The following is a 25453-nucleotide window of genomic DNA, read 5'->3' on the forward strand; positions in this document are numbered from 1 at the left end:
AAGCTTTCAGGGCAAACAAGATGGTATTGCCAATCTATCGCCGAGCGAGTGATCGTTTGTACGGAGTTCTTTTCGGTGCATCAATCGCGTTGATGCTTGCATCTGCGGTCCATGCGGAAGAGGTTGCCGTCCCGTCGGTTAGCTTCGTCAACGATGTTATTCCTGTACTGACGAAGGCAAGTTGCAATACTGGCGGGTGTCATGCGAAAGCAGGAAGTGGGCAGAACGGCTTTCAACTGTCCTTGTTAGGATTCGAAGTTGCGGAAGACTACGAAGCGATTGTTCGCGAGGGCCGCGGACGCCGTCTGTTTCCAACGATTCCCGAAGAGAGCCTGTTGCTCAAGAAGGCTGCAGGCGAAACACCTCACGGCGGTGGGGTGAGACTGCCTAAGGATTCCGAAGGTTACGAACTGATACGTCGCTGGATTGGCGAAGGTGCTCCCTTCGAGAAGGAAAACGATCCGAGTCTTGAGACGCTTGAGGTGCAGCCTGCTCGAAGCGTTGTCGGAATGGGAAAAGAGATTCAGCTAAAGGCAGTTGCTACGTTTTCTGATGGTAGCCAACGCGATGTTACCGAATTCACGCTGTTTGAATCGAATTCGGAAGCGATGGCGGAGGTGTCTTTAGAGGGCTTCGTCGAGATCCAGCAGATTCCTGGTCGGGTTGCGATCATGTTGCGTTACCAGGACAAATCGGCTGTTTTTACGGCAGCGGTGCCGCTGGGTGCTCCCCTTGATGAGTTGCCAGAGGCGAAAAACTTTATCGACGAATTTGTCTTTGGAAATCTCCAGGAGATTGGTATTCCGCCTTCGCCGGTATGTGATGATGCAACTTTTCTTCGACGAGTGACGCTCGACATTACGGGGCGACTCCCGACGACGAAGGAGGCCGAAGCCTTTTTGAACAGCGACGATCCGGCTAAGCGGGATCAAGTAATCGAACGCCTGCTGCGGAGTCCTGGTTATGCCGACTTCTTTGCCAATAAGTGGACGTCGCTACTCAAGAATCGCCGAGACGATGCAAGGGATATCACGTCCAATTTTGCGTTTCATGCGTGGATGCGAGATGGCCTGCTCGACAACGTCGCGTACGATCAGTTGGTTCGCGAACTTCTTGCCGCAACGGGGACCGTTGTAGCGAATCCGCCGGTGGCATGGTACAAGCGCGTAAGGGAGCCCAAAGAGCAATTAGAGGACGTGGCTCAACTGTTTTTGGGGGTTCGCCTACAGTGTGCTCAATGTCACCACCACCCATTCGAGCGCTGGAGTCAAGACGATTACTACAGTCTGGCAGCGTTCTTTAGCCAGGTGGGCCGGAAGCCTACGGCGACTCGTGGCGAAGATATGATCTTTCACAAGCGAGGGATTGCGACTGCCACGAACATGAAGACGGGGGAAAAGCTTCGGCCTGCAGCACTGGGTGATTCTGTTGGTGATATTCCCGCGGATCAAGACCCGCGCCTTCTCCTGGCTGACTGGATCTCCAATCCGGATAATCCGTTCTTCGCCAAAGCCCTGGTAAATCGTTATTGGAAGCACTTCTTCAAACGGGGGCTGATTGAACCGGAAGACGATATTCGCGATACGAACCCACCCTCAAACCCTGAGCTGTTGGCCGCTTTGGAAAAGCACTTTGTTGAAAGTGGTTATGACCTGAAGGAACTCGTACGCATAATTACGCAGTCGCGAGCCTATCAGTTGAGTGCGGTCCCCAATGAGCACAACCTGATTGACGAGCAGAATTATTCGCGATACTACCCGCGTCGGCTTCAAGCAGAAGTGATTTTGGACGCGGTGAACGACTTGACGGCTTCGCAGACCAGCTTTCGCAACCTACCACTTGGGACACGTGCGGTTGCCTTGCCAGACAACAGTTACAACACGGCATCAGGGTTTCTCAAGATCTTCGGACGTCCCGACAATGCCAGTGTGTGTGAATGCGAGCGAGTGCAGTCCTCCAGTTTGGCCCAAAGTCTGCATTTCATTAATTCGGATGAGGTCAAGACGAAGCTGAGGTCATCCAGCGGGCGTGCTGCAGAACTGGCGAAACGCAATTCACCTGCGGAAGAGAGTATTCGGGAGCTCTATATGATTGCGTTTTCCCGAGAGCCAGCCGCAGATGAACTGAGAATTGCACTCGAATACCTAGATCAGGTTCCCAGTGACGCCGATGGCAAACCTTTGGATGCCAAAGCGGCGATCAGCCAGAACTATCAAGATTTGATCTGGGCGCTCATGAACTCCAAAGAATTTATGTTCAACCATTAGAGGACGAAATGAATTCCAAACGCTTTAGACTGACCATCTGGCATCAGGGGCTTCAATTTGTATTGCTCGTCTTCTTATGGCCATCACTATGTACAGCGCAGTCCGTTTGCCTGCCTTCTCCGAGGCTATTAACCACGACGCCGATGGGCGGTCAGGCTGGGACGACTGTCGACGTGACCATCAGCGGCCAGAACCTTGAGAAATTTGGTGAGCTGCGTTTTTCTCATCCGGGAATCACCGCGATTTCCAAGCTTGATGCTGATGGTGCTCCGGTCGCCAATCAATATACGATCACGATTGCGAGCGACTGTCCTCCTGGCGTTCACGAGGCGCGGATTATGACGCGGCTTGGGCTTTCAAGTTCTCGTGTGTTCAGCGTTGGCACGTTGCCAGAGATCGTCGCGTCGAAGCCAAACAACTCTCTGGAGACAGCAATCAAGCTAGAGATCAATTCCATTTGTAACGGACAGACCAAATCCCGGGAGATTGATTTTTATACTTTTGAGGCCAAGAAGGGACAGCGACTGGTCGTGGACTGTGCGGCTGAGGGTATCGACTCCAAGTTGAATCCAGTTTTGGTTGTGGCCGATGAAAGTGGAAACGATCTTCAGGTAGAACGCCGTGGGGGCGCGATTGATTTCACGGCCGAGACAGACGGAAAGTATGTGATTAAGGTCCACGATCTTACCTATGACGGCGGTGCCTATTATTTCTACCGGTTGGCTCTTAAGGAACTATCCGTCGATGCGTTGGTCCCGCGTCTTGCTTCGACCCGCAAAGTTAATGCGTTCTCGTGGCCACCTGTCAACTTGAGTCCTACGGCAGCATCGACCGAAGCAGAGCCAAATAACGATGTGACCGAGGCCCAGAAAATTACGCTACCGTGTGATATCGAAGGAAGTTTTTACCCAGCCGCCGATGTTGACACGTTTGAGTTTACGGCCAAGAAGGGCGAGGTATGGTGGGTTGAAGTCGCATCGGAAAGACTTGGTTTGCCGACGGACCCTTCGGTATCGGTACAGCATGTGAAGGGAACTGGACCAGAGGCTGAAGTGGAGGATTTGGTGGAGTTCACCGATATTCCTAGCCCGATCAAGGTTTCGACCAATCACTACAGTTACGACGGACCACCTTACAACGCCGGTTCTTCTGACATCCTGGGGAAGATGGAGATCAAGGAAGACGGTGTCTACCGTCTCAGTGTGACCGACCTCTTTGGCGGAACTCGGGATGACTCGCGGAATATCTATCGTCTGATCATTCGCAAGGCTCAACCAGATTTCGCGATCGTGGGATGGGCACTGCACATGAACCTTCGCAATGGTGATCGAAATGCCTTGTCGAAGCCGATCGCACTTCGTGGCGGGACTACGATGCCGATCGAGGTGGTCGTAATTCGCCGGGATGGTTTTGACGGAGCGATTGAGCTGGGCTTGGAAGACCTTCCCCAAGGCGTTACCGCTCACGGGCTGACAATTGGCCCAGGCAAGTGCTGTGGGACGCTTCTGATAACTGCCGAGGAAGATGCGCCTCGAGGAGTAACCATTGCTAACTTCTTTGGTCGTGCAGAGATCGAAGGGAAAACGGTGACACGGCAAGCGAGTTTTGCATCGATGAAATGGCCCGTCACTGATGCACGATCTGAGATACCGAGCCCACGCCTCCTTGCCGAGGTTCCAGTGTCGGTTGGTGGCTCAGAGGCAACTCCGTTGAGCATTGTGGCTGCTGAAGAAAAAGTGTGGGAGGTCTCGGCCGGCAAGAAGCTGACAATTCCGCTGAAGCATATTCGGCGGGGCGAGTTCTCTGGGGCGACAATGAGTCTTAAGACATTCGGTCACGGGTTCGATAACAATGCTGCCTTCGATGTACCACTGAACGAAGATTCGTCAGAAGCAGTTCTCGACTTGTCGAAACTGAAACCTACCGCCGGCTTGCACACGATCGCCTTTTACGGAAAAGCGGTGACCAAGTATTCGCATAACCCACAAGCCGTCACCGAAGCGGAGATTGCTTTGGAAGTAGCCAAAAAAGCCGTCGAGAAAGCTACTGATGAAGAGAAATCAAAGGCCGAGGCTGCGGTCAAGGCGGCTGAAAGTCATCTGAAGGCCGTCACGAAGGCAGCGGCACCGAAGGATATCGTCGATATCATCGTCTCGAAGCCTATACAGATCCGTGTTGTCCCTGCACTTGAGGTAACGCTGAAATGACTCACCCGTTCAACGCATCGTCGGCCATCTGTTCCGGCCCAGCATCGCGTCGCGGATTCATGCGGATGGGCTTGGCGGGCTTCGCTTCGCTAAGCCTTCCAGGCATGTTTCGTCTGCGGGCCGAGAGTCCTTCGGCAGATCCAAGCCGCAAGAAGAACGCTGTTATCATGGTGTGGAAGCCTGGCGGATGCTCTCACATTGACACATACGACCCGAAACCGAATGCTCCGGTTGAATATCGGGGGCCATTCAATACGATCCAGACGAAAGTGCCGGGCATGCACTTCACCGAGTTGCTGCCACGGCAGGCTGCCATCGCCGACAAGTTGACCGTATTGCGTTCCATGCGACAGACGGCCGGTGGCCACCCGGCAGGGACGATGCAATTACTCTCGGGTGACCCAGATACCCGTGACAAACCAGCACCGCGCCTGCCAGACTGGATGTCAGTGGCGAACTACCTTCGTTCAAAAGAAGGAGGTCGTACTAATCCTCTTCCGATTTACGCTGGAGTGAACCCACCATCGAATTACGTCAGTCCTGCCTATCTGGGCGACGCTTATGGTCCGTTCGCAGTGACAGGCGATCCAAACAGCCCAAGTTTTTCCGTGCCCAATATTGGAGTGGACAATCCTGGAGAAGCAGTTCATCTCGAACGCCGGGCTTCGTTACGGCAAAAGCTCGACACTCTCACGCGTGCGTTCGACAAGGCGGGTGAGATGGAGGCGCTCGATCAGTTTGAAATGCAGGCAATGAGCCTGTTGACCAACCCTAAGACCAAGGAAGCCTTTGACCTAACTCAAGAAGATGATAAGACGCGCGACCGTTACGGACGAAACAAGTGGGGTCAACAACTTCTGTTAGCTCGAAGGTTGGTCGAAGCAGGAGTCGATATTCTTACGACGTCGCTGTCGGGGCCGCTTTGCGGCCGGGTCAACAATTGGGACGATCATGCGGTGAATCATCATGTGTTCGATGCCCTGAAGTTTCGTGCGGAAGCTTACGACCAAGCGGTTTCGGCACTGATTGAAGATGTCTATGAACGCGGGCTTTCCGAGCGTGTACTGGTGGTCGTAACCGGTGAATTCGGTCGGACACCCAAAGTTAATTATCAGCCCAGCACAGGTGCCGGAAATGCCAGTGCGGCTGCTGGTACGAAGCAACCAGGCAGAGATCATTGGCCGCGAGCATTTTCTAACATCTGGGCCGGTGGTGGAATTGACACGGGACGGTTCATTGGCGCCACGGATGCACGTGGTGAGGACTCAATCGAGAGAATTTGTGGTCCTGGGGACTTCCTCGCCACAATCTACCATCACCTTGGTATCGACGGACGGAAGGTCTTCATCAAAGACTTCAACGGCCGCCCGACCCCGATTGTCGACCATGGGGATCCGATTCCGGAATTGATTTCCTAGGATGGTGGAAGGCCATGGAGTAAGAAGTCGCTTGGCCGAAGACACATATCGTTGCGTTCTATGAGCGGGAATCCATGGCCGCTACTGGCCTACCGTAATTGCTTGTAGCTGTTTGCCATTGGTCCCATCCCACACGAATAGTCGTCCGTCATCTCCTCCCGCGATAACCAACTGTCCGTCGGAGGTTGCATCGACACAGTGCAGCCACACTCCGGCGTTGAAGGTTCGTGTGGTTGCTCCGTTGGAGGCTACCTGAAGGCGGACGATTCCGTCGCCACAGCTTGAAATGATGTTGCCTGAACTACCAACGAATCGCGTCGAAGTCACATCTTTGCCGAAGTTGGAGATGGTCCGAGATTGTTCAGCCGTTTCCATTGTCCAAGTCTTGATCGTGCGGTCGGACGATCCCGTCACGATCGACTTGGCATCTTCACTCCAAGCCACGCCGAGAACATAATCGGAGTGCCCCTCGAACTTCTTGAGTGGTTGCTCATCGTTAAGATTCCAAAGTAGAACAAACTTGTCCGTACCGGCAGAAGCGATCTGGTGCCCATCAGGCGAAAACCTCGCACAGGCCACGACGTCACTATGTGCTTTGGGCAGATGGTGAATGAGCGAGCCATCGGCCAGGTCGATTAGGCTAAGTTCACCACTACGAGAAGGCAAACCGCTGCCAACTAATAGTCTTGTGGCCTCTAGATTGATATCGAGCGATGTAATTCGATCCGCGAATAGATCGCCTGATTTCGCGGGGCCGATCGTCCTTCGAATTCGCCATTCGGGATTTACATCCCAGACCACAGTTTCGGTTGAACCGTGCGAAGAGGCCAGGCGGTCATTGTCGAGAAATGAGATGGGAAAGAGGGGGGTAGACGATTCACCCAATTCACCCAATGCACTACCGGTTTCGGCGTTCCACAGCTGGACTGTCGGATATTCGCCTGCTGTCGCCAAATTCGTGCCGTCAGGCGAAAAACTGACCGAACGCAATGGTCGCTCTGAAGCTACTGCCTTTTGCTTGGCCTCGTCAACTCGTTGTTGAACGTCCTTCTTGTTGGCTTCGGCTTGAGCGACCAAAGCTTTGACCGTCGTTACTTTCGTTTGAGATGCTTGTACAGCGACCGCTTCAGATGTTTGTCTTTTTAACGCCAACTGATGCGCCGATTCTGCATCGGCGAGTTCTTTCTCTGCCCTGTCGAGCTTCGACTTGTCGTCTGCAGGGGCGTCTTTTGGCTGCGGTGCTTCCGTTGTTGGCTCTGATTCCGACGTTTCGGCGGCAACTGTCTCGAGTGCCTTCTTCTTCTTCTTGGCGATTAGGGCGACCGCAGCGGCTACCTCCATAACTGCTACTTCTTTGGCAGCGAGGCGATTCTTGAGAACTTCCTCGACGGCCGTAAGCCGTTGCTGGACGATTGTCAGTCGTTGTTCGGCTGCATCGAGGGCATACTTCATGCGAGATGAATAATGCTGTGCGTTGGGTGCCCCTTTCATTTCCGCGATTTGTTTGCCGGAATCGTCCCAAAGCCTGACCGTGTGATTGTCACTTACCGAAGCGATTCGTTTTCCATCAGAGCGGACGGCGATATCGAATACAGGGCCCTCGTGGTTGAAACTGCCGAGTTGTTTCGGTTCATTCAGGTCCCAACTACGAATGGTTCCATCTAAGCTTGCGGCATAGACTTGCTTAGGGTGCCCTGGAATTGAGGCTAGAGACGTTATCGCGTCGTCGTGTGTCCCGATTTCCTTTGGTTCGAGAAGTGACCAAGAGTCTGGAGCATCGCTACTCGGCAAGCTCCAGGCTCGCAGAACCTTGTCCGTACCACCCGCAACCAATAGTTGGGGAGGGTGTGGCGCGTCTTTGGTCGGGGACACCGAGGGTACCAACTCGATGGCGTGTATTGGCGTTGGAACATCAAGAACCTCAGCTTGCGATTCTTCTACGTAATTCCAGGATCGAATCGTTTTGTCCAGCGAGGCCGATAGCAGGCGTTGGCCGTCGGGAGTGAAGCAGAGCGATGTGATGGTATCTTGGTGCCCAGTCAGTTTAGGGCCTGGCTGTGCAGTCTCGAGATTCCAAAGTTGAATGGCATGGTCGGCCCCAGCCGTTGCAAGCCACTTAAGATCCACACTCGTCGCTAAAGCGGTAGTCATTGAACCGGTAGGGAAAGAACCGGTACGGGCATCTAGGGGCTTTTCCCAAATCTTCACTTCGCGAAATCCACCCGAAGCAAGCATGGTACTATCGCGACCCCAGGCGAGAGATTGTATCAGATCGCGATGGGCTGCCGGTGATTCCAAGGAAGAATCCACTAACGTACCAACCATCCGCCCTGACGCAAGGTGGTAAATGAAAAGTTGATTGGCGCGGCTTGCGGCAACATATTGCCCGTCCGGGCTGATGACTGCGGTATATACGGGCCCGAGGTTCGTCGGTATCGACTTCCATTGTTGGGGCGATGTTGATGCTGAATGGGAGCCCGCATTGGCACCTTGATTAATCCAAAGACGCAAAAGGCCAAGTTGTTGTGAGGTCAGTGTGGGGGCATTCACATCATTGTCCGGTGGAGGCATGAAAGACTCCTCTTGGTGGGCTGCCAGTTTGAGAAGCAGGCTTTCGGCTGCATTTCCAGGAACAATCGCGGCTCCAGAATCCCCACCGACGCGCAATTTGTCCGGAGTCTCCATGACCAATTCACCGTTCGCCTCACTGTCGCTGTGGCAAGCGAGACAGCTTTGCCTGAAGATCGGGAGGATCTCTTTCTCGAAGGAGACAGGTTTTGACCGCTGCAAATCGGCTATTTGAATAGGTTCGCCAAAGACGGCTGAGCAATAGCTCAGGACGAGCGCAAAAGTGATCGTGAGAAGTCGCATTGAAAGCCCCTGAAAGTTTCACACGCCGTCTAGGCAAGTTGACGGTGGCAGGCATTTGGGCGGGAAGGAATTGCCAGGTAGGGTTTGCCAGGAATTCTGCGAATCCTAGGACTCTTTATTCTAACAGGTTGAAGGACACTACCCAAGAAAACAGCTACGAGAACCGGGTGATTGCCTGTCGAATCGTAGTTGTCGGCGATGCATAACCTCCCCGAAAGGGTAGCGTGAAGCTTCCATGCACGGGCCGAAATTCTCAAGAGTAGTTTTTGACGGTGGGTGGTTCATGATGTGATCCGATCTTAGGGAAAAGTCGACAACGGCCTCTCGGCGCTGCCGTTGTTTAGGTCGTCTACGATGCCGACCAATACACCTTCTGGGCGGTCTTCTGCAGTATCCACGACTTGTCTTCGTCTGTGAGGAAATCGAGTCGATCGCGAATTAGTTCGATTGACGCGGCATAGGTATGTGAGCCTTGTACCTGGTAGGGGCAATCGCTCGCCCACATAAGCCTCTGCGGCCCGAATGTCGCGTGAAGTTGTCGGATCATGGAGGTCAGGTCGACGTAGGGCGGTTTCTTCTCTCCCAACGCGTAAAAAGCGGAGGTCTTGATAAAGACTTCCGGAAGATCTGCGAGCCTGCAAAGGTTGGTTAGATCCTTCGCTCGCATGCTTCCGTCGACTCCGATCCGCCCGAAGTGATCGACAACGACGCGAGTTTTCGGAAACTTACGACAGAGCTTTTCAATGGCAGGCAGGGCATCCGGGTTGGCGAGTAGGCAAATGGCTTGACCTGTATCGCCGGCTGTCTTCCACATCACCGACATTTCTGGAGAATCGATCCAAGACGCCGCAGACTCCGCATTGGCATACAACCGAAAGCCGGTTACCCCTTGCTTATGAAGGGACTTCATTGTCGCCGCCGCCGAGGCCTGCTGATGATCAACAATGCCCACGCCGCGGAAGGTATTCGGATATTCGGCAATGGCGTCGAGCATGTACCGGTTGTCGAACTTGTAGAAGCTCATCTGAATCAGAACGACACGATCGACGCCGACGGGGTGGCACTCAGCAAATAGCTCGTCTGGAGTAAAGCTTGTCGGAACCATATCGGTCTTCGAGAACCCATGGGCCAAAGGATAGGCCTGGGTGTCAGGCGTCCATATGTGAACGTGTGCATCGATCCACCTATTTTTTTGTGATTCGCTCGCCCAAATGGGATTCGAACTAGCCATCGCGGCGACAGCGGCTGCCTGAATGACTTGACGTCGAGATAGTTGCTTCGAAACGGACGTGTTATTCATTAGGTAGCCCCTTGAAGTTCGTGGCTGGGAGTTTGCCACTCGAGAGGAACAATTTGTCTCACTAATACCAGGTAGCAGAACACAGCTCCTACCAAGATCACCGAAGCTGCTGCGAACGCGGAGTAATAGCTGCCGGTCTCCTGGACGAGCCACCCAGTTAGTGCTGGCGAGATCGCGCTGCCAATATTGCCGATCGCATTTTGTAGCCCGGTCCACTGGCCGGCGGCGTGAGGACCTGCCATCGTTTGCGTAATGGCCCATACATTGGACGTGTAGAATCCAAGCGAGGCGCACGCGACGCACAATAGACCGATGCAAACGCGATGGTCGGTGGCAACTACCGCGGCGAACATTGGAAACGCACAAAGTATCAAGCCACCAAGCATGAACGACTTTCTTACGCGGGTTGGCGAAGCGCCGCCGCGAATCAAGCGATCGGAGAGCCAACCTCCCAAAATTGAAGTGATGGCCATTGCCAGGAAAGGCAATGAACCGAAGATGGCCATCGATTCCTTAGAAAAATTGCGAGATTCTTCCAGGTAGGCAGGCAACCAGGAAAGCAGGAATGCCCATGTATATCCCAAGCAAAAGAAGCCCAGGCACGTTCCCCAAAATTCCTGGCGACGCAACAGAGCCGAAACCGGGACAATTGTCTGCTGAGTTGCTTTGTGGGTCGTGTCATTCTTCTGCGAAGGTACGAGCCACAGCCATGCCGGAAGCCAGACCATGCCACCTAGACCTACAACCAGAAACAGCATTCGCCAGCCGCTACTAGCGACCAACAAACCGCCCAAGAGTAACGCCAAAGTCGGCCCCAGTTTCGAGGCCGCGTCCAATAGCGCATTGGCGAGACCACGGCGATGTTCATGGAAGTTTAGAACGATGAGCTTGGAGGAAGCCGGAAAAGCGACACTTTCTCCCATCCCCAAAAGCAGTCTCAGCATTAGAAACACTGCAAAGCTACTGGAAACAGCCATGGAGACCGTTGCCAGTGACCAGATTAGGAAGCCTGCGGCATAAACCCATTTCACATCGCCTCGGTCGACAAGCCATCCTGCGAATATCTGCGATAGCGCGTAGCTCCAGAAAAATGCAGAGAAGAGCAAGCCCAATTGGGTATTGGAAAGTTGGAATTCAGTAGCAACATCGGTCTTAACGATCGAAAGACTACCGCGGTCGATGTAGTTGATTCCAATAGCAAAAACCAAAAGTATCAGTAGCGTCACCGAACTAGCAGATTTCATAACGAAACAATCTCCGTAGCGTGAACGCCGTCTTTTCGCGAGCAATCAGAAGTGAGAGGACTCTGAAACATTCGGTAATAGACTTCTGTCGCCTGGTATAGTTGAGCGATGTCGAGCCATTCATCCTCAGTGTGTGCCTGTGCGATGGAGCCTGGACCAAACACAACCGAGGGAACATTTCCTCTGACAGCAAAGCAACTGGCGTTGGTCCCATACCATGCTCCCTGTTTTTCGTGTGGGCCAGCTACTGCCGCGACCTGCGTAAGTAAGTGATTCGCCAACTCCTGGTTGTCGTCGTCAGACAGTGCATCGGCATCGATCCATGGCGGTAGCATCTCGAAGTCTGATGTTGTCTCTTCCCGCAAGAAACTTTCGATGTGTTTTAGAACGTCGACTGAATTCTCACCCGGGATCGTCCTTCGATCGATTTCGACTTCACATTCGTGTGGAACGATATTGACACTCGTTCCGCCTGAGATCTTGCCAACGCTTAACGTAGGAGACCCACACAGAGGGTGCGAAGCAACCCTTTGAGCGAGATCATCGGCATACCGTTGTAATGCCAAAACTAACTGTGCCATATCGTAAATGGCATTGCGCCCTTCGTGTGGCCGCGAACTGTGACAGGCTCGTCCGGTGGTTCGCAGTTTCCAGCGAAGCACACCACGGTGGGCGACAATGACATTCAGATCAGTTGGTTCTGCAACGATGCAGTAGTCTGGAGGTGTGGAAACCAGTTCACTACGCTTGGGCGAAGTGGTCCAGTGCTTGGCCAAATGGCGAGCACCGGTCGCGGTGTATTCTTCGTCGCATGTACAGGCCATTATCACATTCGCGCTGCTAGCCGGTTTCTGGTGGACTAGGGTTGCGAAAGCGGCAAGCATCGCGGCCATGCCTCCCTTCACGTCGCAAGCACCACGCCCATAGATACGTCCATCGCAAACCGTAGGATGAAAAGGATCGATGATCATCCCGTCGACAGGGACGGTGTCCGTGTGAGCATCCAAAAGAATGGTTGGGACGTTGGTATCCGCATGAAACTTTGCAATTACGTTGCTACGCCCTTCGGCGACTTCGTGACATTCGCAGGGAACGCCCAGGTCGCTAAAGAACGTAAGCAACCAATCGGATATTTTCCCCTCGTAGTATTCACTACCGTCTCGATCGATGCCCATCGGATTGACACTTGGTATCGCGATCAACGCTTGCAAAACCTCTAGGGGATCAACTGCGGGTTTCATGGAGGTGTCCTTAGGTGCAGGCATGAGAGGGATTGTCGGGGATAGATTTCCAGTGTTCGGTTGCCCTAAGCGGGGGTACGTGTTGGAATCGGCTCTTTTCCTTGGACACGCGCTAACGCGTCGAGGAACTGATGGATCTGTTGTTCCGTGTTATACCAATGCACGGCAGCTCGAATACGGTTATCGTCGCCTTGGACATAGCTCCCGTAGAGGGCGAGTTCCTGCTTCCACGCGGCCGCCTTAGGGCAGTTGAAGGATACAATTCCTGCGTGCCTCGATTTATCTTCGGGAAGTAGGACATCAAGCCCCATCTCCAGCAAACTGTCTCTTAGGGATTGAATGAGGGGAGCCTGTTGCGTGGCTTGTGCCTGGACTCGCTCTGGTGTGTGAAACGCTAAAGCCTCGGCAACGGCATAAACGCTCGCGAAGTTTGGCATGCCGGCTTGAAATCGCTGGGCATCACTGCGAGGGTGAAACGTATCGAAACGGTCGTCAGCGAAGCAAAATTCCGTGGAGAGCCACCCGGTGGGACCGCGTAAGTTATCTGCGAGCACTCGAGAGCTGACCGACATCATTGCCGTGCCATGGATTGAGTTGATCCACTTAAAGGCGCTGGCGACGGTGAAATCTGCAAGGTCTCCACGGACCGGGACGCGTCCGGCAGCTTGTGTGGCGTCAACGCACAGGAGAGTGTCTGTGTCACGGACTCGCTGCCAGATCGGTTCTGGGTCAATTAGTTCGCCGGTGGCATAGCTCACTTGGCTGAGCGTGATCAACTTCGTACGGGGATTGATATTTTCTAGCAATTTGTCGATCGATATGCCTTCGGGGCCAGGAGCAACGATTCGCAGGCGAACCCCTTTCTGCTGCAAAACGACCCAGGGAAAAATGTTCGACGGAAATTCGTTAGACGTGAGGACGATCTCATCGCCTGGCTGCCATTCGATTGAGTGGGCAATCGTGTTCAGAGCCTCGGTCGTGCTGCTAACCAAGGCTATCTGAGAAGGATCAACTGAGAACAGGTTCGCCGCGCCGACGCGTGCCCGCTGATATTGATTCCAGAAGAAAACGCGACCGGGTTCGCCTAGGCACTTCTCGATGAAATATTGACGCACGGCATCCAGACATGCGGCAAGAGGCAGGCCTTCGGCTGCGGTATTCAAATAAGGCTTATCGAGATAGGCCGAATCCGCAGGAAGTGCATCGTAAGGACAACAGGCTGGCATACTTGCTTTCTGCCCTGGAGGACCTAATGGACGGGATTAAGCAGACGATCATTTGTCAGGCTGCCGTTTCGTTGAATTCGGCGATCGAAAAACTTGGCCAACGAGGAGATAACTTCATCGATTCGACATGCCCATGGGAATGGGATGGTGTCGATAGGCAAGCACAAAGAGATTGGCAGGAAATTGAAGAGGACGAGAACATGCAAACCCCAGTATCAACGAGTTCAGAAATGCGAATCGTCTCAAGAAATCATCCGCCAATTATTTCTTTTACTCGATCTTAGGTAGTTTTTCGCTAAAATACGACAATGCATTAGGTGCAATAATATGAAATGGAGCGTTGCACAATATGCAACGAGTGACGGCTTATGGCGAGGAAGGCATCGTTGAAGCATGTTTACAAGGACATGTCTTATCAACAACTGCGGAGCTATTGCGAAACGGTTCGACTCGGGAGCATGTCCTCTGCAGCCGAGTCGCTTGAGGTGTCTCATCCGACCGTTTGGAAACAGATTCGTGCGCTGGAAGAGTTGCTAGGGCAGAAGCTAATTGAATCGGACGGACGGCGTAGTGAAATCACTCCCCAGGGAAGAATTTTGGCAGAGCTGGCGACTCCCATCATTACGGAGTTCGAGACACTCCAGCAGCGATTTGAAAAGGCTTGCGACGCATCGCCGCGCATACTTACGATTGCCTCGCCCCCTCGGAGCTATACTGATGACCTGCTTGGGGTGATTGCCAGCTTTCGTCAGAGGTTTCCTGATGTCCAGCTGATCATGCGTGAGGTCTTTGAGTCTTTGGGCAACGAAATGCTGGAAAACCGGGAGGTAGACTTTGTCATTGGCGACAGCAAGTGTTGTCGCCGCCCGGAAGAGTTGGTCGTCGAACAGATGTATAGGATTGATCCCATGGTCATCATGCCTGTGGGGCACCCGCTTGCATCACGCCGAAAGATAATGCCCAAGGACCTTGCCAAATATCCGGTCCTGAATCATCGAGAGTCGTATCCGGACGAAGAAGGCAAAGCCATTCTGACCAAAGCGGGCGTTTTCAAAAACCCGGCGCGAGGCTTCGACCTGGTATTGGCGGCTTCGATTCGAAGCTGTGTAAAACAGGGTCATGGAATTGGTTTGGTAGGTCGCGTCATTCCCAATTCTCCCGGAGACCCTGAGTTGATTGAGAGATCCTTGGCACACTGCTTGCCTCCAACCATCTGCTATGGGTATCGCGAGCATCGAATCTCGGAAGACCCGATCCTGCAGGCCTTCATCGATCTAACAAAGCAGCAGTTAGCTCCTCAAGAGTAGTAGCTCATGTTTCGAAACCGATGTGCTGATGGCTACTTACTAGCCGCCGGTGCCGGTTGCTCTGCTATAAGGACCGCCGTATTAGGAGCCTTGCCGGAGTAAAACGAGATATAGTGCGTGTCCCCGATAGCGGTAGCATTCGCATTGCCAGAATCAAAAGCGATCTTGCTACCAATAGCAACGACTTCGGACGCAGGCCAGTTGCGGGGATGATCGAAGATGCTCTCTGGATCGACGACTCGGCAGCGAAGGATGCCTCTACCACGTTCGTAGTAATAGTTGCTCAGCATTCCGGTCTTAGGATCGAGGATGAGGCTCGGCGTGGAGGCCATGATATCGCCAATATTCGTTCGCTCGCGCGTCCAGGTCGCGCCGTAGTCGGTGGAGACCATCTGAAATTGTGAGGGACCGCCTTCCGTTCGTCCAATGGCAAGGATTCGGCCATCGCCCAGGTAGACGGCGGCAGGCTCGGTCGGCCACTCTTTCTTCGTCAACCCAGACTCGATAGTTTTCTGCGTCCAGGTGAGGCCATCGTCATTGCTAGTCATCACGCCCCAAGAGTGAACGGCTTCGTCGCTATACTTTCCCGCGAACCATAACGCCATGAGCCCGACCTTGGGGACTGCGAACACATCCGTGATCTGCATGGGTTGTACGTCGAGTTTCGGCGTCGCCACGTGCGTGAACGTCACGCCATCTGTGGTGCGGTAAAGATCGTGGTTCCAATCCTTTCCGATTCGACGAACCCAGAGAAGCATCGCTCCCTTGGAATCCAATCCCTTTCCGACAGTAACCTCCCCGTAACCAGGGGTATCGGCAACCACGGTTTCCGGCGTCCAGGTCTTGCCATCATCCGTAGAGGTTCGAGCGTAAACTGCACGGGCATCTTCGCCGATGGAGTGGGCAGAGCCACGACTGTATGTGCAGACCAGTGTTTCTCCGATGGCCTGGGTCATTGGCCAGGAATTGTATCCATTAACGTCTTGGACAACATACGACTGGCGCGGGTCGAGATTCAGGGGAGTTACTTTGACGACAGCCAGACCGGTGGGATGGATGAAAGTGTCGGCAGGTTCACCAGGCTCCCGTTGAATCCGAAGCCAAAGGGGAGCACTTGGATCAACTTCGTAGTAGGTTTCAAGAACGATGGTCCGGGAATGGAGCGGCGCGGAAGGCAGGGCCGTTTGCACAGGTTTACCCAACGCATAGCGGTCTGTAAACGGTGCATTCTCCACCAACTGGGATAAGTGGACCCGGTAAACATCCGAGAACTCAGGGCTCGTCGAATTGTGCGTTGTCGTAACCACAATCTCGACGCGGACGGCGGTACAATCCGCTGGAAGACCGTTCACGATACCGGCAACAGACTGTCCGACGGTACCACCGGATAAGGACCAAACTGGTATATGCGTGGAACCGTGCGACATGTTCACGAGCGATGGCTTGCCCGTCGCGATTGACATGTCGTTAGCGGTCAAGTAAACCGGCGTCCCTTCACGTTCATTGGGGTCGGTGTGATTGTTCTCTCGAGTATATATGCCAGATGACTCTTGATTTGCGTCCGCTCCGAAGCAGTTTACGCACGTGGCAAGAAGCACGATGTAGGCAATGATCGTTCTCATGGTTGATGACCTGCTCTTGATGATTCGCTATCCACCCACTGCCAATATTTCCCGTCAGCGTTAGTGGTTTCCAAAGTCGGAATTAGTGGAAGTAGTAAAACCCGCGTCTTGCATAAGCGCGCTAATGCGTTCAATTTCGGGTTGAGTGAGTTTTGCTAATGGTGGACGTACGTAGGCTGCGTCGAGTCGACCGAGCAATACCAGCGCTTCTTTCATGCGATTGTGCATGTCGAGCAGGGGGGCACGGTAGAAAGCCTGAACGGTTGGATAGATGCGATCGTTGATAACACGAGCTGTTTCCAGGTCGTCATTCTGAACAGCCTGGAATAACGCAACTTGCAGACTGGCGACCACGCTACCGGCACCGGAAAGCAGCCCGTCACAGCCTAGAACCAAGGAGGACAGCAGCCACATGCTGTGCGTAGAGAGTACGCGAACCGGACGATCTAACGCGTGAAGTTCGCGGATGTGTTGTTCGTGCAGATGAGGGTCGTTGCACCAGTCCTTGATGGCTTTGATTGAAGGAAATTCGGTGCAAAGCGCGAGCAGCGTCTCCAGCGGATAGCCGAGACCACTGTTCAGCGGGTATTGAAAGAGAATCAGAGGCAGATCCGTCGATTCAGCGATGGCCGCAACATGAGCACGGGCACATTCAGGGCGCTGCTGACCACCCATGACCAGGACATCAGAGGGAAAGACCAGCAGTGCGTCGGCGCCAGCGACAGCTGCCATTGCTGCTAGACGGCTCGCTTCGCGCGTATTTCCAGTGTGAATACCAGCTACCAGTGGTATCCGATCCACGATCTCGTCACGGGCAATTTCTATCGCGCGTCGCTGCTCCTCAAAGCTCAATGCATGAACCTCGGCGGCATGTCCGTTGACGGTGATTGCGGAGATGCCATTCGTACCGGCAAGATCGCTGAGGTGACGTCGATAGGACTGTTCATCGATTTCAAGCCGAGCATCGAACGGCATCAGACAAGCAGGAATAACGCCCTGAGGAATAAAATGGTTGCTACTCATCGAGTATTCCTCGCGATTGCGGCAGAGTGCTTTCGTAAACTGTTAGGGAAAACTGAGTCCCTTGCCCGCAATATGCTCACAAAGTACTCTCGCTCATGTTGGACACCAGCCTTCAGCTGGATTCAAACTGAAGGCTGATCGACAACTGGACTAACGTTCTTCGATTCCAGACTTCTCGAGAATGAAATGGGCGAAGTCTTCCTGCTTCTGTTTGTCTTTACCAAAGGTACCGTGTGTTCCCGGGTACTCTTTGTAGATGATGTCACTCTCCGGCTGTTTCGCGTACTTGATCATCATGGAAACAAAGAGTTTGTTTTCTTCCTGACGGCTGGGATAGTCATTGTCGCCACACTGAATGAAGATTGGAAAGGGCGTCTTGCGCACGTGGTACAGCGGTGCGAACTCGTCCGATAATCCGGTACTCGCCGAGATTCCACGTTCCTTCCTGACAGTAAAGTGTGTAATCATGTGGCCACTGATCGGGAGCAGCCCGGCAATCCGGTCAACGTCGATATCACGTTTCTCGAGCCAGCTCTTATCCATGGCGATCATAGCGGCTAGATAACTTCCGGCCGACATACCACCGATGAAGATGCGGTCCGGATCTCCGCCGTACTTCTCGATGTTCTTGAATGTCCAGGCCACTGCGTCCGCTGCGTCGTTGAGATAGTCAGGGCATTGGGCCTTGGGACTTAGACGATAGGATGGCGCGACAAGACAGACGCCTTGCTTCGTCAGGTTAGGACCGCCTCGGCTTCCACCGACGATTCCGCCTCCATGAAAGTAAATGAGTACCGGGAATTTGTCGGACTGATCCCCAGGGAGATAGATATCTAGCTGACACCGTTCCTTCTGGTACTCTGTCCCAGTTTCGGGGCCGTAGTAAACACCTTTGTGAACCGTTTCGTCCTGAGCAGAAGCGGCCAAAGTGAGTGATGCCATGACTAAGATGGCCATGCACGGGATGATAGCTCTCATTCGGTTCCCTTTCGATCGTTAGACGATCGTAACGTTGACAACATTCCCTTCGCGGCATGAGCCATCATTAAGACGTCCACACCAGATACGATTAGTGAGTAACCTCGCTCGATATATGGCTTGACCGATTCGGCCGAGACACCAAAGATGCCTAGTGGCATTTTCGCAGCGTCGCACACTTTGGTCACGTGTTCGATTGCGTCCACGACGTCTGGAGCGGTCACTTCGCCCATCTTGCCCATACTGGCGGATAGGTCATACGGACCAATGAATATGGCGTCGACCCCTTCGACTTTCACGATCTGCTCGATGTTCTCGACGGCTTCGATATGCTCGGCCTGCACAATAACAGCCACTTCGTCGTTGGCTGATCCAACGTATTCGGTGAGCCCTAGTCCATATGTCGATGCCCGAGACAGGCCGACGCCGCGATTGCCGTTGGGTGAATAGCGACAGTATCGCACTACCGATTCAACCTGTTCGACAGTATTCGTTTGTGGTGCGATGATGCCGGTCGCACCAATATCGAGTGTCTTCTTGATAGGAATCTCTTCCGACGCAGGAACGCGGACGATACAAGGAATGCGATGATCCACCGCGCGTAAGACGGGCAAGAGATCTGTCGTTTCGTAAGGTCCGTGTTCGGCATCGATAAAGAGCCAATCGAAACCGCATTCAGCGAGCACTTCTGCGGAAGCAGGATCGGTTGAACTCACAATCGTTCCGAGTAGCGTTTGTCGCTCACGAAGCCTCTTGCGAAAGTCATGACTCATTGTCTTGTTCCGTGATTTGGTGTGATCATCACTGAAGTTGTTCGCCAGCGAGACTAACGTCGACGGCATGGATTGGAAAGCGTTCCCAGGCCTTCGATCGTTGATTCCAGCAACCAGCCATCTTCAATGTACCTGGGTGGCTTGCGCCCCATGCCCACTCCATCGGGTGTGCCAGTGAAAATGATGTCGCCGGTTCTGAGCTCACAGATGTTTGAGAGATATGAAATCAGTGTGGGAACATCAAATATCATGTCCCGTGTGTTCCCGTCCTGCAGAGTTTCACCACCAACTTGGCAGGTTAGTCGAATCGATGAGATATCAACGGCGTCGGAAGTGGTAAGCCAGGGACCCATGGGAGCAAATGCCTCATAGCTTTTGGCCACACTGAACTGTGGTGGTTTGCAAGCAAGTTGAAGCGTTCGCTCAGAGATGTCCTGACCAACACAGTAACCCGCCACGTGTTTCATCGCATCCATCTTGCCAATGTTGCGGCCGCTGTGACCAATGACCACCACCATTTCAACCTCCCAGTCGACCGTATCGCTGGGCAGAGTGACGGTTGCCCCTGGTCCCGCGATAGAAGACTGGAACTTGGTAAAAATCATGGGTTCCTGCGGCGTAGCCATAGCGACTTCCTCACCATGCGCCTTGTAATTGAGGCCAATGGCAAAGACCTGGCTGGGATTAGGTACCGGCGACTGCAAACGATCGAATGACTTTTCGAGACTACCTGTACTTAGAGATGGGTCTTCCGCTAGTTCGCTGCTGGAGTACCAACTTTGGAGTTCGTCAAGCTGCGAAATAAGTTGTTGATTATCGGAGGTGAATCGGCCGTCGGATGCTTCTTCAATGTCTACTCCACCTGTGGCCGTCACGATATGTGCGCGGCCGCCGATGTTTGCGATCTTCATTCCAGTCCTTTCAAAGGTGTTGCTGTTTGCCGATGGAGGCCTAAGCTATGCAAACAGAGCCGCTATTGGCGTGCCTTGGTCGGTAATCGGAACCGGTCGAGATCCATCGAAGAGTTCGTGGGCCGGGTTGACCCCCAAAGCTGCATGAATGGTGGCGTGGAAATCCGGAATTGAAACAGGGTTCTCCACGATCTTTTTGCTTAGCTCATCGGTCACTCCGTAGGCTCCCTGGTGTTTTAGTCCGCCTCCGGCTAACAGTAGGCTGAAACAAGTACCTTGGTGCCCTCGTCCGCCACGGCCGTCATACGTGGCGGGTCGGCCAAACTCAGTGCCGATTGCGACCAGTGTTTTGTCGAGGAGTTTCTGGTTCTCGAGATCGGCGATCAAGGCTGATAACGCGATATCGAGTTCCTTAATGAGCAAGTGCTGGTTCTTCTGACCTTCGTTATGCGTATCCCAGCCCGTACCGTTGATAAAGTTCAGGTTGTGTGACACTTCAATGAAGCGGACCCCGGCCTGAACAAGGCGTCGAGCGAGAAGGCACCGTTGGCCAAACTCACCCCCATATGCATTTCTCAAGTCGGCAGATTCGTCTTTCAGGCGGAAGTGACGCATGAAGTCTGGGCCGGCAAGTCGCATGGCTTCCGTCTGTGCTTCGCGATACTGCTCGATGACAGAACCCTTGGGAACGCGATCGGTCAAAGGCTGGAGTAGTTGTTGACGGCGGGCCGCACGATCGGAAGGCACATCTTCGGGGCGAGTAAAACCAGCCGGACCGCTCTCGGTATCCACCAGATAGACAAAGCCGCCTTTAGCACCTAGGAAGCCGGGACCGCGACTCACATTGGGATACCCGACCACCATATAAGCGGGCACATCTGGATTGGCGGCGCCGCGGATGTGTCCCATGATTGAGCCGATCGATGGATAGGTAATGCTGCCACTGATGAGTCGTCCCGTATGAACAAAGTTCGTACCGAACGCATGTTCGTCGATGAGGTGATGATTAATCGTACGGATTGCTGTCAATCGATCGGCCAGTTTTGCCGTGCGATGTAGATGCTCACAGAACTTCACATCGGGCACGATAGTGTCGACTGTTCCGTATTCCGAACCTGCGACCTTGGGGGACGCTTTCGAGTTTCCGCGTTGTTTGGGATCGAAAGTGTCGATCTGCGCCATACCGCCGCCCAGCCAAAGAAAGATAACATGCTCAGCTTTGCCTTTGGGCACGTTGACGGCGGCGGGCGATGCCAGCAGTGAGGAGCCGGAAAGAGCAGCACCAGTCAACGCGCCGGTTTGCTGAAGAAATGTTCGTCTGTGCATCGGATAGATCCAATCTGAGTTGGGGCGTATCTCTCTGGTTGGTTATGGTGTGTAAATCCATTCGGGCGCATTCAGAATGGCCCACAGCACGTCTTCCATGCGGAGACGCCAATCGTTATTCAAAGCGTTGGTCGCAGGATCGCCACGCCGGGCAGCGACCTCCTTTTGTTGTGCCAGAGCGTTGGCTGGGCCATCGACGTGGTTTGACCAGCTTACATATCGAACTCGTTCACGTTTTTGGGGATTCGGTTTGACTCGTTCCGACTCGGGAATCACGCGCGTGTCATATCCCTCGGACAGATAGCGTACGTAAAGATCTCGTTCAGCAGACGTTGGCCTACGCGTCAACAAACGCAGGAACATTCGGTCAACAAGCTGATCGACGGTTTGATCTTCTAGGGCAAGCTGTGTCATTCCGTGACGATCGCTTAGGCGAGTCAGCCAGATGCTCATGACCCCGTTGCCGAAAATTGCCGGCTGCAGAATGTTAGGTTCCATATCGCGCTGACTGCGTGGATCTTGACGGGCTCCACGCCAGCCATAGGCTCTCAGAACGCTAGCGACCGCGGTAACGCGTGGTAGTCCTAGACTCGGACGATCACGCTCATTGGAAGTGGAAGCTAACATCCACGAACGTCGTGGCTTCCCGAGGGTGAGCGCATTCTTAATCTCTCGTACGCTGTCGATGTCCAAACTGACTTCTTCCAGGTCGAACGGCGTCCCAGTGGCGTGGAAGACGGAATCGACGATCTGTTCGGCGGTCAGACGGCGCGGGGCAGGAGAAATATAGAGCGGACTCGTTTCCGTCAAAGAAGGATCGGTAGCTCTCTGGTACGCGTGAGAAGAGAGGATCAATCGGCTGATCGCCTTCACATCGTACCCTGATGCGATGAACTTTCGCCCCAGCCACTGCAGGAGTTCTGGATGCGACGGACTACCCTTTTCCCAGTCAGAGAGGTTCTCTACGAGGCCACGTCCCATTAGTCGCTGCCAGACGCGGTTGACCATCACTTGCGCAAAGCGTTCGTTCTGAGGTGCTGTGATCAAGGTCGCCAGGCGATCCCGCGAATTGTCAGGATGCTCGGCGAGAGCATCAGCAACCGACTCGTCACAATACCGCTCGAACGGCCAGGTCGGTTCGACCTTAGCACCGGGATTGAGCGTTACCTCGATCAGTGGTTTGCGATCGGTTTGATGGAGTCGTCCAGCAGGGACACTACTCGTTTGGGGTAGTTGAATCACATCCTGCTTCAACAATGCTGCAAGCTGCATCAGGTCTTCCTGACGCGAAACGTGCGCCGGTGCATCGTGGCATCGGGCACACTTCATCTCTACGCCCAGAAACGCGGAGCTGACAATAATCCCTTTGGCTGCCATTGGAAGGTCATTCTGCGAAGCTGTGCCAAAACCTGCCGGTCCCCCAAAACGCTCGCTCCCCTCCATCCGAATCAACTCAGTGACGAACAAATCTGCGGGCTTGTTATCAACCAACGATTCGTATAACCACCAGCGGAACGGGCCTGTGTTATTGAGTGTTGGGTTGATGATATTCGGGTTCTCGGCCAGCACATCAAGCCAGTAGCCCATCCAATGATCGGCCCAGCGTTGGTCGGCCAGCAGTCGATCGATCGCATTAATACGCCGGGTGTCAGGGCTGTCATTAAGGAATGCCGCGATTTCAACTTCAGTCGGAGTAACTCCCACCGTGTCCAGCGTCACGCGGCGTAGAAATGCCAGGTCATCCGACAGGGGCGTGGGCTGAAAGGTCTTCACATTGAATTGCGGCCACATCGCTCCGTTGTTGATCCAACGCTTCAGCAAGGCAACCTCTTCGCTTGAGAGCGGCTCGCCCTTGGGCGGCATCACAACATCTTCGTCTTCTGATGTGACACGATCGATCAATGCACTATTGCCGGCTTCGCCTGGGACAAGTGCAGGCCCCTCAGCGTCGCCGCCCAGTAGCATCGAGGCGTGATCATCGATTCGCAATCCACCAGCAGCCTTTCCACCCTGGTGGCAATCGTAGCATCGTTTCTCGAGCAGTGGTTGGATGTCTTTGAAGTAGTCGACGTCGGCTTGCTGGCTCTGTTGCGCCTCGGTGGCGACAGTAGCAATCCGCGCGGCGATGAAATGGTCGATCTCATTGTGAGCAGGATAACCGGCTGCCAGCTCAGGCACGGTGACCGGTTTTGTGCTGGCCAGCCAGTCTGCTGCAGCCTCGCGCCTTCTATTCCAGTATTCGCTATGCGATTCGCGGCACTTAGCTCTGGCCGCTGCATTTACCTGATCGAGCCACGCATGACGATCGGCGACATAGTCCTTCCAGCCAGCATCGTTGTAGGCAACACGTTGATTTCCCGGCGACAACAGCGACCATGAGTCGGTCCCTTCCAGCGAGATCGCGGCAACCGTCTCACCAAGCTCGGGGCGTTGTTTGAGCTTTCCCTTAACGTTTCCGAGCATGCTTTCGAGGATCACGAAGTGCTCGCGACCAGAGGATTCAAACTCGCACCATGCATCGCGGTTTCCCGGCGGCACGAAACGGAAATCGGGACCGAGATCGAGGTAATCGTCCTGCACGGACAACGGCGTATGGCCTCCAGAGTCGAAATTGCGAGGTCCGTTTTCCAGAATCTCTTTTCCATCGATGTATAGCCGTGATAAGCCTCGGCCTCTCAGCAGTAGACGATGCTTTCCCTTTGGGAGTTTTACGATTGCAGACGCGCGAAAGTGAGAAGGGTTTGGGCGATCGCCTCGCACACCGGTGGAAATGTACTTGTGTGGAACGGCGAAGAACCCAAATGCGTTCTCCAGGTACGATTCGGTTACTTCGGGCTCTTCAGGCCAGCCGTTCGTTTCGGGCACACCTTTCTCGCTAATCTGTACAAGCACTCTTCCTGGTGGAATCATCTCGCGCGTGACGGCTGGCGGCGGTGGGATGTATTGGTATCGCTGAGCGATTTCTTCTGGTTCGAATCCCGAACGGTAGATTGCTAGATTGTCGAGCCAACCGTGGAACGAGGAACTTTCGCCACGTGTGTATCCGGTGCCGATGATCAGGTCGTCCGGGTCCTGAACTGGTGGCAGATCGGTCTTGCCTTCGAGATCCCATTTTCCCGCAACAGGTTTACCGTCGATCCAGGCCTTCAGGCTGTCGGCATTTCCGAAGGTGAACTGCAAAGCGACGTGATGCCAGCCTGTGGATGGAACAGTCGTATCGCTCCACCACCGGTGCCACGCAAACTCGCCAGTCTTGGGATGCTTACTGGTAAAGAGAAATCCGAGTTGTGCTCCTCGACCAGTGTCTTGAAACCGAACGGCGTAATTCTGGTTGGTCTCAGGAAAATCTTCGCCATCTTTGATATGCCGTCCTTTGCCAACGACATAGGCGACATTTCCGCGACCAAGCGAGCTGAACTTCACCCAGGTTTCAAAAGCGAAGGTATCACCAATGCCGAATCGCACATTCGTGAAGCCACCTCGTTCATGATCCTTGACTTCGATCGCACCCTCATGTCCTTTGAAGGACATGGCACGGTTTCCGGAATGAAACCCAGGATACTTGGGCGGTCTGGGGCCGTCAGCAACACTGCCGAACTTGCCCACCCAAGCACCGGGCGATGACGTCCCATCGAAACGCCACTCAAGAATTGGCTCCGTTGCCACGGCCAGGCTACTGGTCATCAGTAGCAAGGAGAATGCGATAAGGGTCGGAATCTTCATGGATACAGTGCTCGGC

The 25453-nt window shown here is 53.8% G+C and carries 17 protein-coding genes and 1 pseudogene; 5 read left to right on the forward strand and 13 right to left on the reverse strand.

All coding sequences use genetic code 11. The features are described from left to right. The first annotated feature begins 20 nt into the window (after window positions 1-20). The 3 genes from PSR63_RS24700 (at window position 21) to PSR63_RS24710 (ending at window position 5892) form a co-directional block, all read left to right on the forward strand. Window positions 21-2267, forward strand: a complete 2247-nt coding sequence (locus tag PSR63_RS24700) for a DUF1549 domain-containing protein (RefSeq protein ID WP_274328526.1) — start codon at window positions 21-23, stop codon at window positions 2265-2267. Between the two features lie 143 nt (window positions 2268-2410). After that, entirely contained in the window at window positions 2411-4474 is a 2064-nt protein-coding gene (locus PSR63_RS24705) for a PPC domain-containing protein (RefSeq protein ID WP_274328528.1), read from the forward strand. Continuing rightward, a complete protein-coding gene (locus PSR63_RS24710; RefSeq protein ID WP_274328530.1) occupies window positions 4471-5892 on the forward strand; it encodes a DUF1501 domain-containing protein in 1422 nt (473 codons plus the stop codon). The genes PSR63_RS24705 and PSR63_RS24710 overlap by 4 nt, the downstream gene beginning before the upstream one ends. A gap of 81 nt (window positions 5893-5973) precedes the next feature. On the opposite strand, the gene PSR63_RS24715 is transcribed toward PSR63_RS24710, so the two are convergent. The 6 genes and pseudogenes from PSR63_RS24715 to PSR63_RS24735 all read right to left on the reverse strand — a co-directional run bounded on the left by PSR63_RS24715 (window position 5974) and on the right by PSR63_RS24735 (window position 13774). Further along, a complete protein-coding gene (locus PSR63_RS24715; RefSeq protein WP_274328532.1) occupies window positions 5974-8127 on the reverse strand; it encodes a hypothetical protein in 2154 nt (717 codons plus the stop codon). Between the two features lie 333 nt (window positions 8128-8460). Then, window positions 8461-8763, reverse strand: a pseudogene (locus PSR63_RS28300) (c-type cytochrome domain-containing protein); the annotation flags it as partial. A gap of 349 nt (window positions 8764-9112) precedes the next feature. Continuing rightward, complete coding sequence (locus tag PSR63_RS24720; protein WP_274328534.1) at window positions 9113-10063, reverse strand: amidohydrolase family protein; 951 nt, start codon at window positions 10061-10063, stop codon at window positions 9113-9115. Beyond that, on the reverse strand, window positions 10063-11307 hold the full coding sequence (locus PSR63_RS24725) for an MFS transporter (RefSeq protein WP_274328536.1): 1245 nt from the start codon (window positions 11305-11307) through the stop codon (window positions 10063-10065). The genes PSR63_RS24720 and PSR63_RS24725 overlap by 1 nt, the downstream gene beginning before the upstream one ends. After that, a complete protein-coding gene (locus PSR63_RS24730; RefSeq protein WP_274328537.1) occupies window positions 11304-12548 on the reverse strand; it encodes a M20 family metallopeptidase in 1245 nt (414 codons plus the stop codon). Before PSR63_RS24730 ends, PSR63_RS24725 begins: the two co-directional genes overlap by 4 nt. Before the next feature lie 65 nt (window positions 12549-12613). Continuing rightward, a complete protein-coding gene (locus tag PSR63_RS24735; RefSeq protein WP_274328538.1) occupies window positions 12614-13774 on the reverse strand; it encodes an aminotransferase class V-fold PLP-dependent enzyme in 1161 nt (386 codons plus the stop codon). Between the two features lie 26 nt (window positions 13775-13800). On the opposite strand from PSR63_RS24735, the gene PSR63_RS24740 reads away from it, so the two are divergent. Then, the gene (locus tag PSR63_RS24740; protein ID WP_274328540.1) at window positions 13801-14058 is read left to right on the forward strand and encodes a hypothetical protein; all 258 of its coding nucleotides are present in this window, start codon (window positions 13801-13803) and stop codon (window positions 14056-14058) included. Between the two features lie 102 nt (window positions 14059-14160). Then, entirely contained in the window at window positions 14161-15081 is a 921-nt protein-coding gene (locus PSR63_RS24745; protein ID WP_274328542.1) for a LysR family transcriptional regulator, read from the forward strand. Window positions 15082-15113: 32 nt separating this feature from the next. Here PSR63_RS24745 and PSR63_RS24750 read toward each other — a convergent pair whose 3' ends face one another. From PSR63_RS24750 to PSR63_RS24780, 7 genes are all read right to left on the reverse strand, one after another. After that, window positions 15114-16703 (reverse strand): sialidase family protein, encoded by a 1590-nt coding sequence (locus PSR63_RS24750; RefSeq protein WP_274328544.1) that lies wholly within the window; start codon window positions 16701-16703, stop codon window positions 15114-15116. A gap of 60 nt (window positions 16704-16763) precedes the next feature. After that, the gene (locus PSR63_RS24755) at window positions 16764-17726 is read right to left on the reverse strand and encodes a dihydrodipicolinate synthase family protein (protein ID WP_274328546.1); all 963 of its coding nucleotides are present in this window, start codon (window positions 17724-17726) and stop codon (window positions 16764-16766) included. Between the two features lie 150 nt (window positions 17727-17876). Further along, window positions 17877-18704 carry an alpha/beta hydrolase gene (locus tag PSR63_RS24760; protein WP_274328548.1) on the reverse strand — a complete coding sequence of 276 codons (828 nt, stop codon included), beginning with the start codon at window positions 18702-18704 and terminating at the stop codon, window positions 17877-17879. Then, on the reverse strand, window positions 18701-19477 hold the full coding sequence (locus PSR63_RS24765; protein WP_274328549.1) for an HpcH/HpaI aldolase family protein: 777 nt from the start codon (window positions 19475-19477) through the stop codon (window positions 18701-18703). The genes PSR63_RS24760 and PSR63_RS24765 overlap by 4 nt, the downstream gene beginning before the upstream one ends. A 53-nt stretch (window positions 19478-19530) precedes the next feature. Then, window positions 19531-20388 carry a fumarylacetoacetate hydrolase family protein gene (locus tag PSR63_RS24770; protein WP_274328551.1) on the reverse strand — a complete coding sequence of 286 codons (858 nt, stop codon included), beginning with the start codon at window positions 20386-20388 and terminating at the stop codon, window positions 19531-19533. Between the two features lie 45 nt (window positions 20389-20433). Next, on the reverse strand, window positions 20434-21714 hold the full coding sequence (locus PSR63_RS24775; protein ID WP_274328553.1) for a DUF1501 domain-containing protein: 1281 nt from the start codon (window positions 21712-21714) through the stop codon (window positions 20434-20436). Window positions 21715-21756: 42 nt separating this feature from the next. After that, window positions 21757-25437, reverse strand: a complete 3681-nt coding sequence (locus PSR63_RS24780; protein WP_274328555.1) for a DUF1553 domain-containing protein — start codon at window positions 25435-25437, stop codon at window positions 21757-21759. Window positions 25438-25453: the final 16 nt, after the last annotated feature.

The sequence above is a fragment of the Bremerella sp. P1 genome, from assembly GCF_028748185.1.
Classification (GTDB): Bacteria; Planctomycetota; Planctomycetia; order Pirellulales; family Pirellulaceae; genus Bremerella.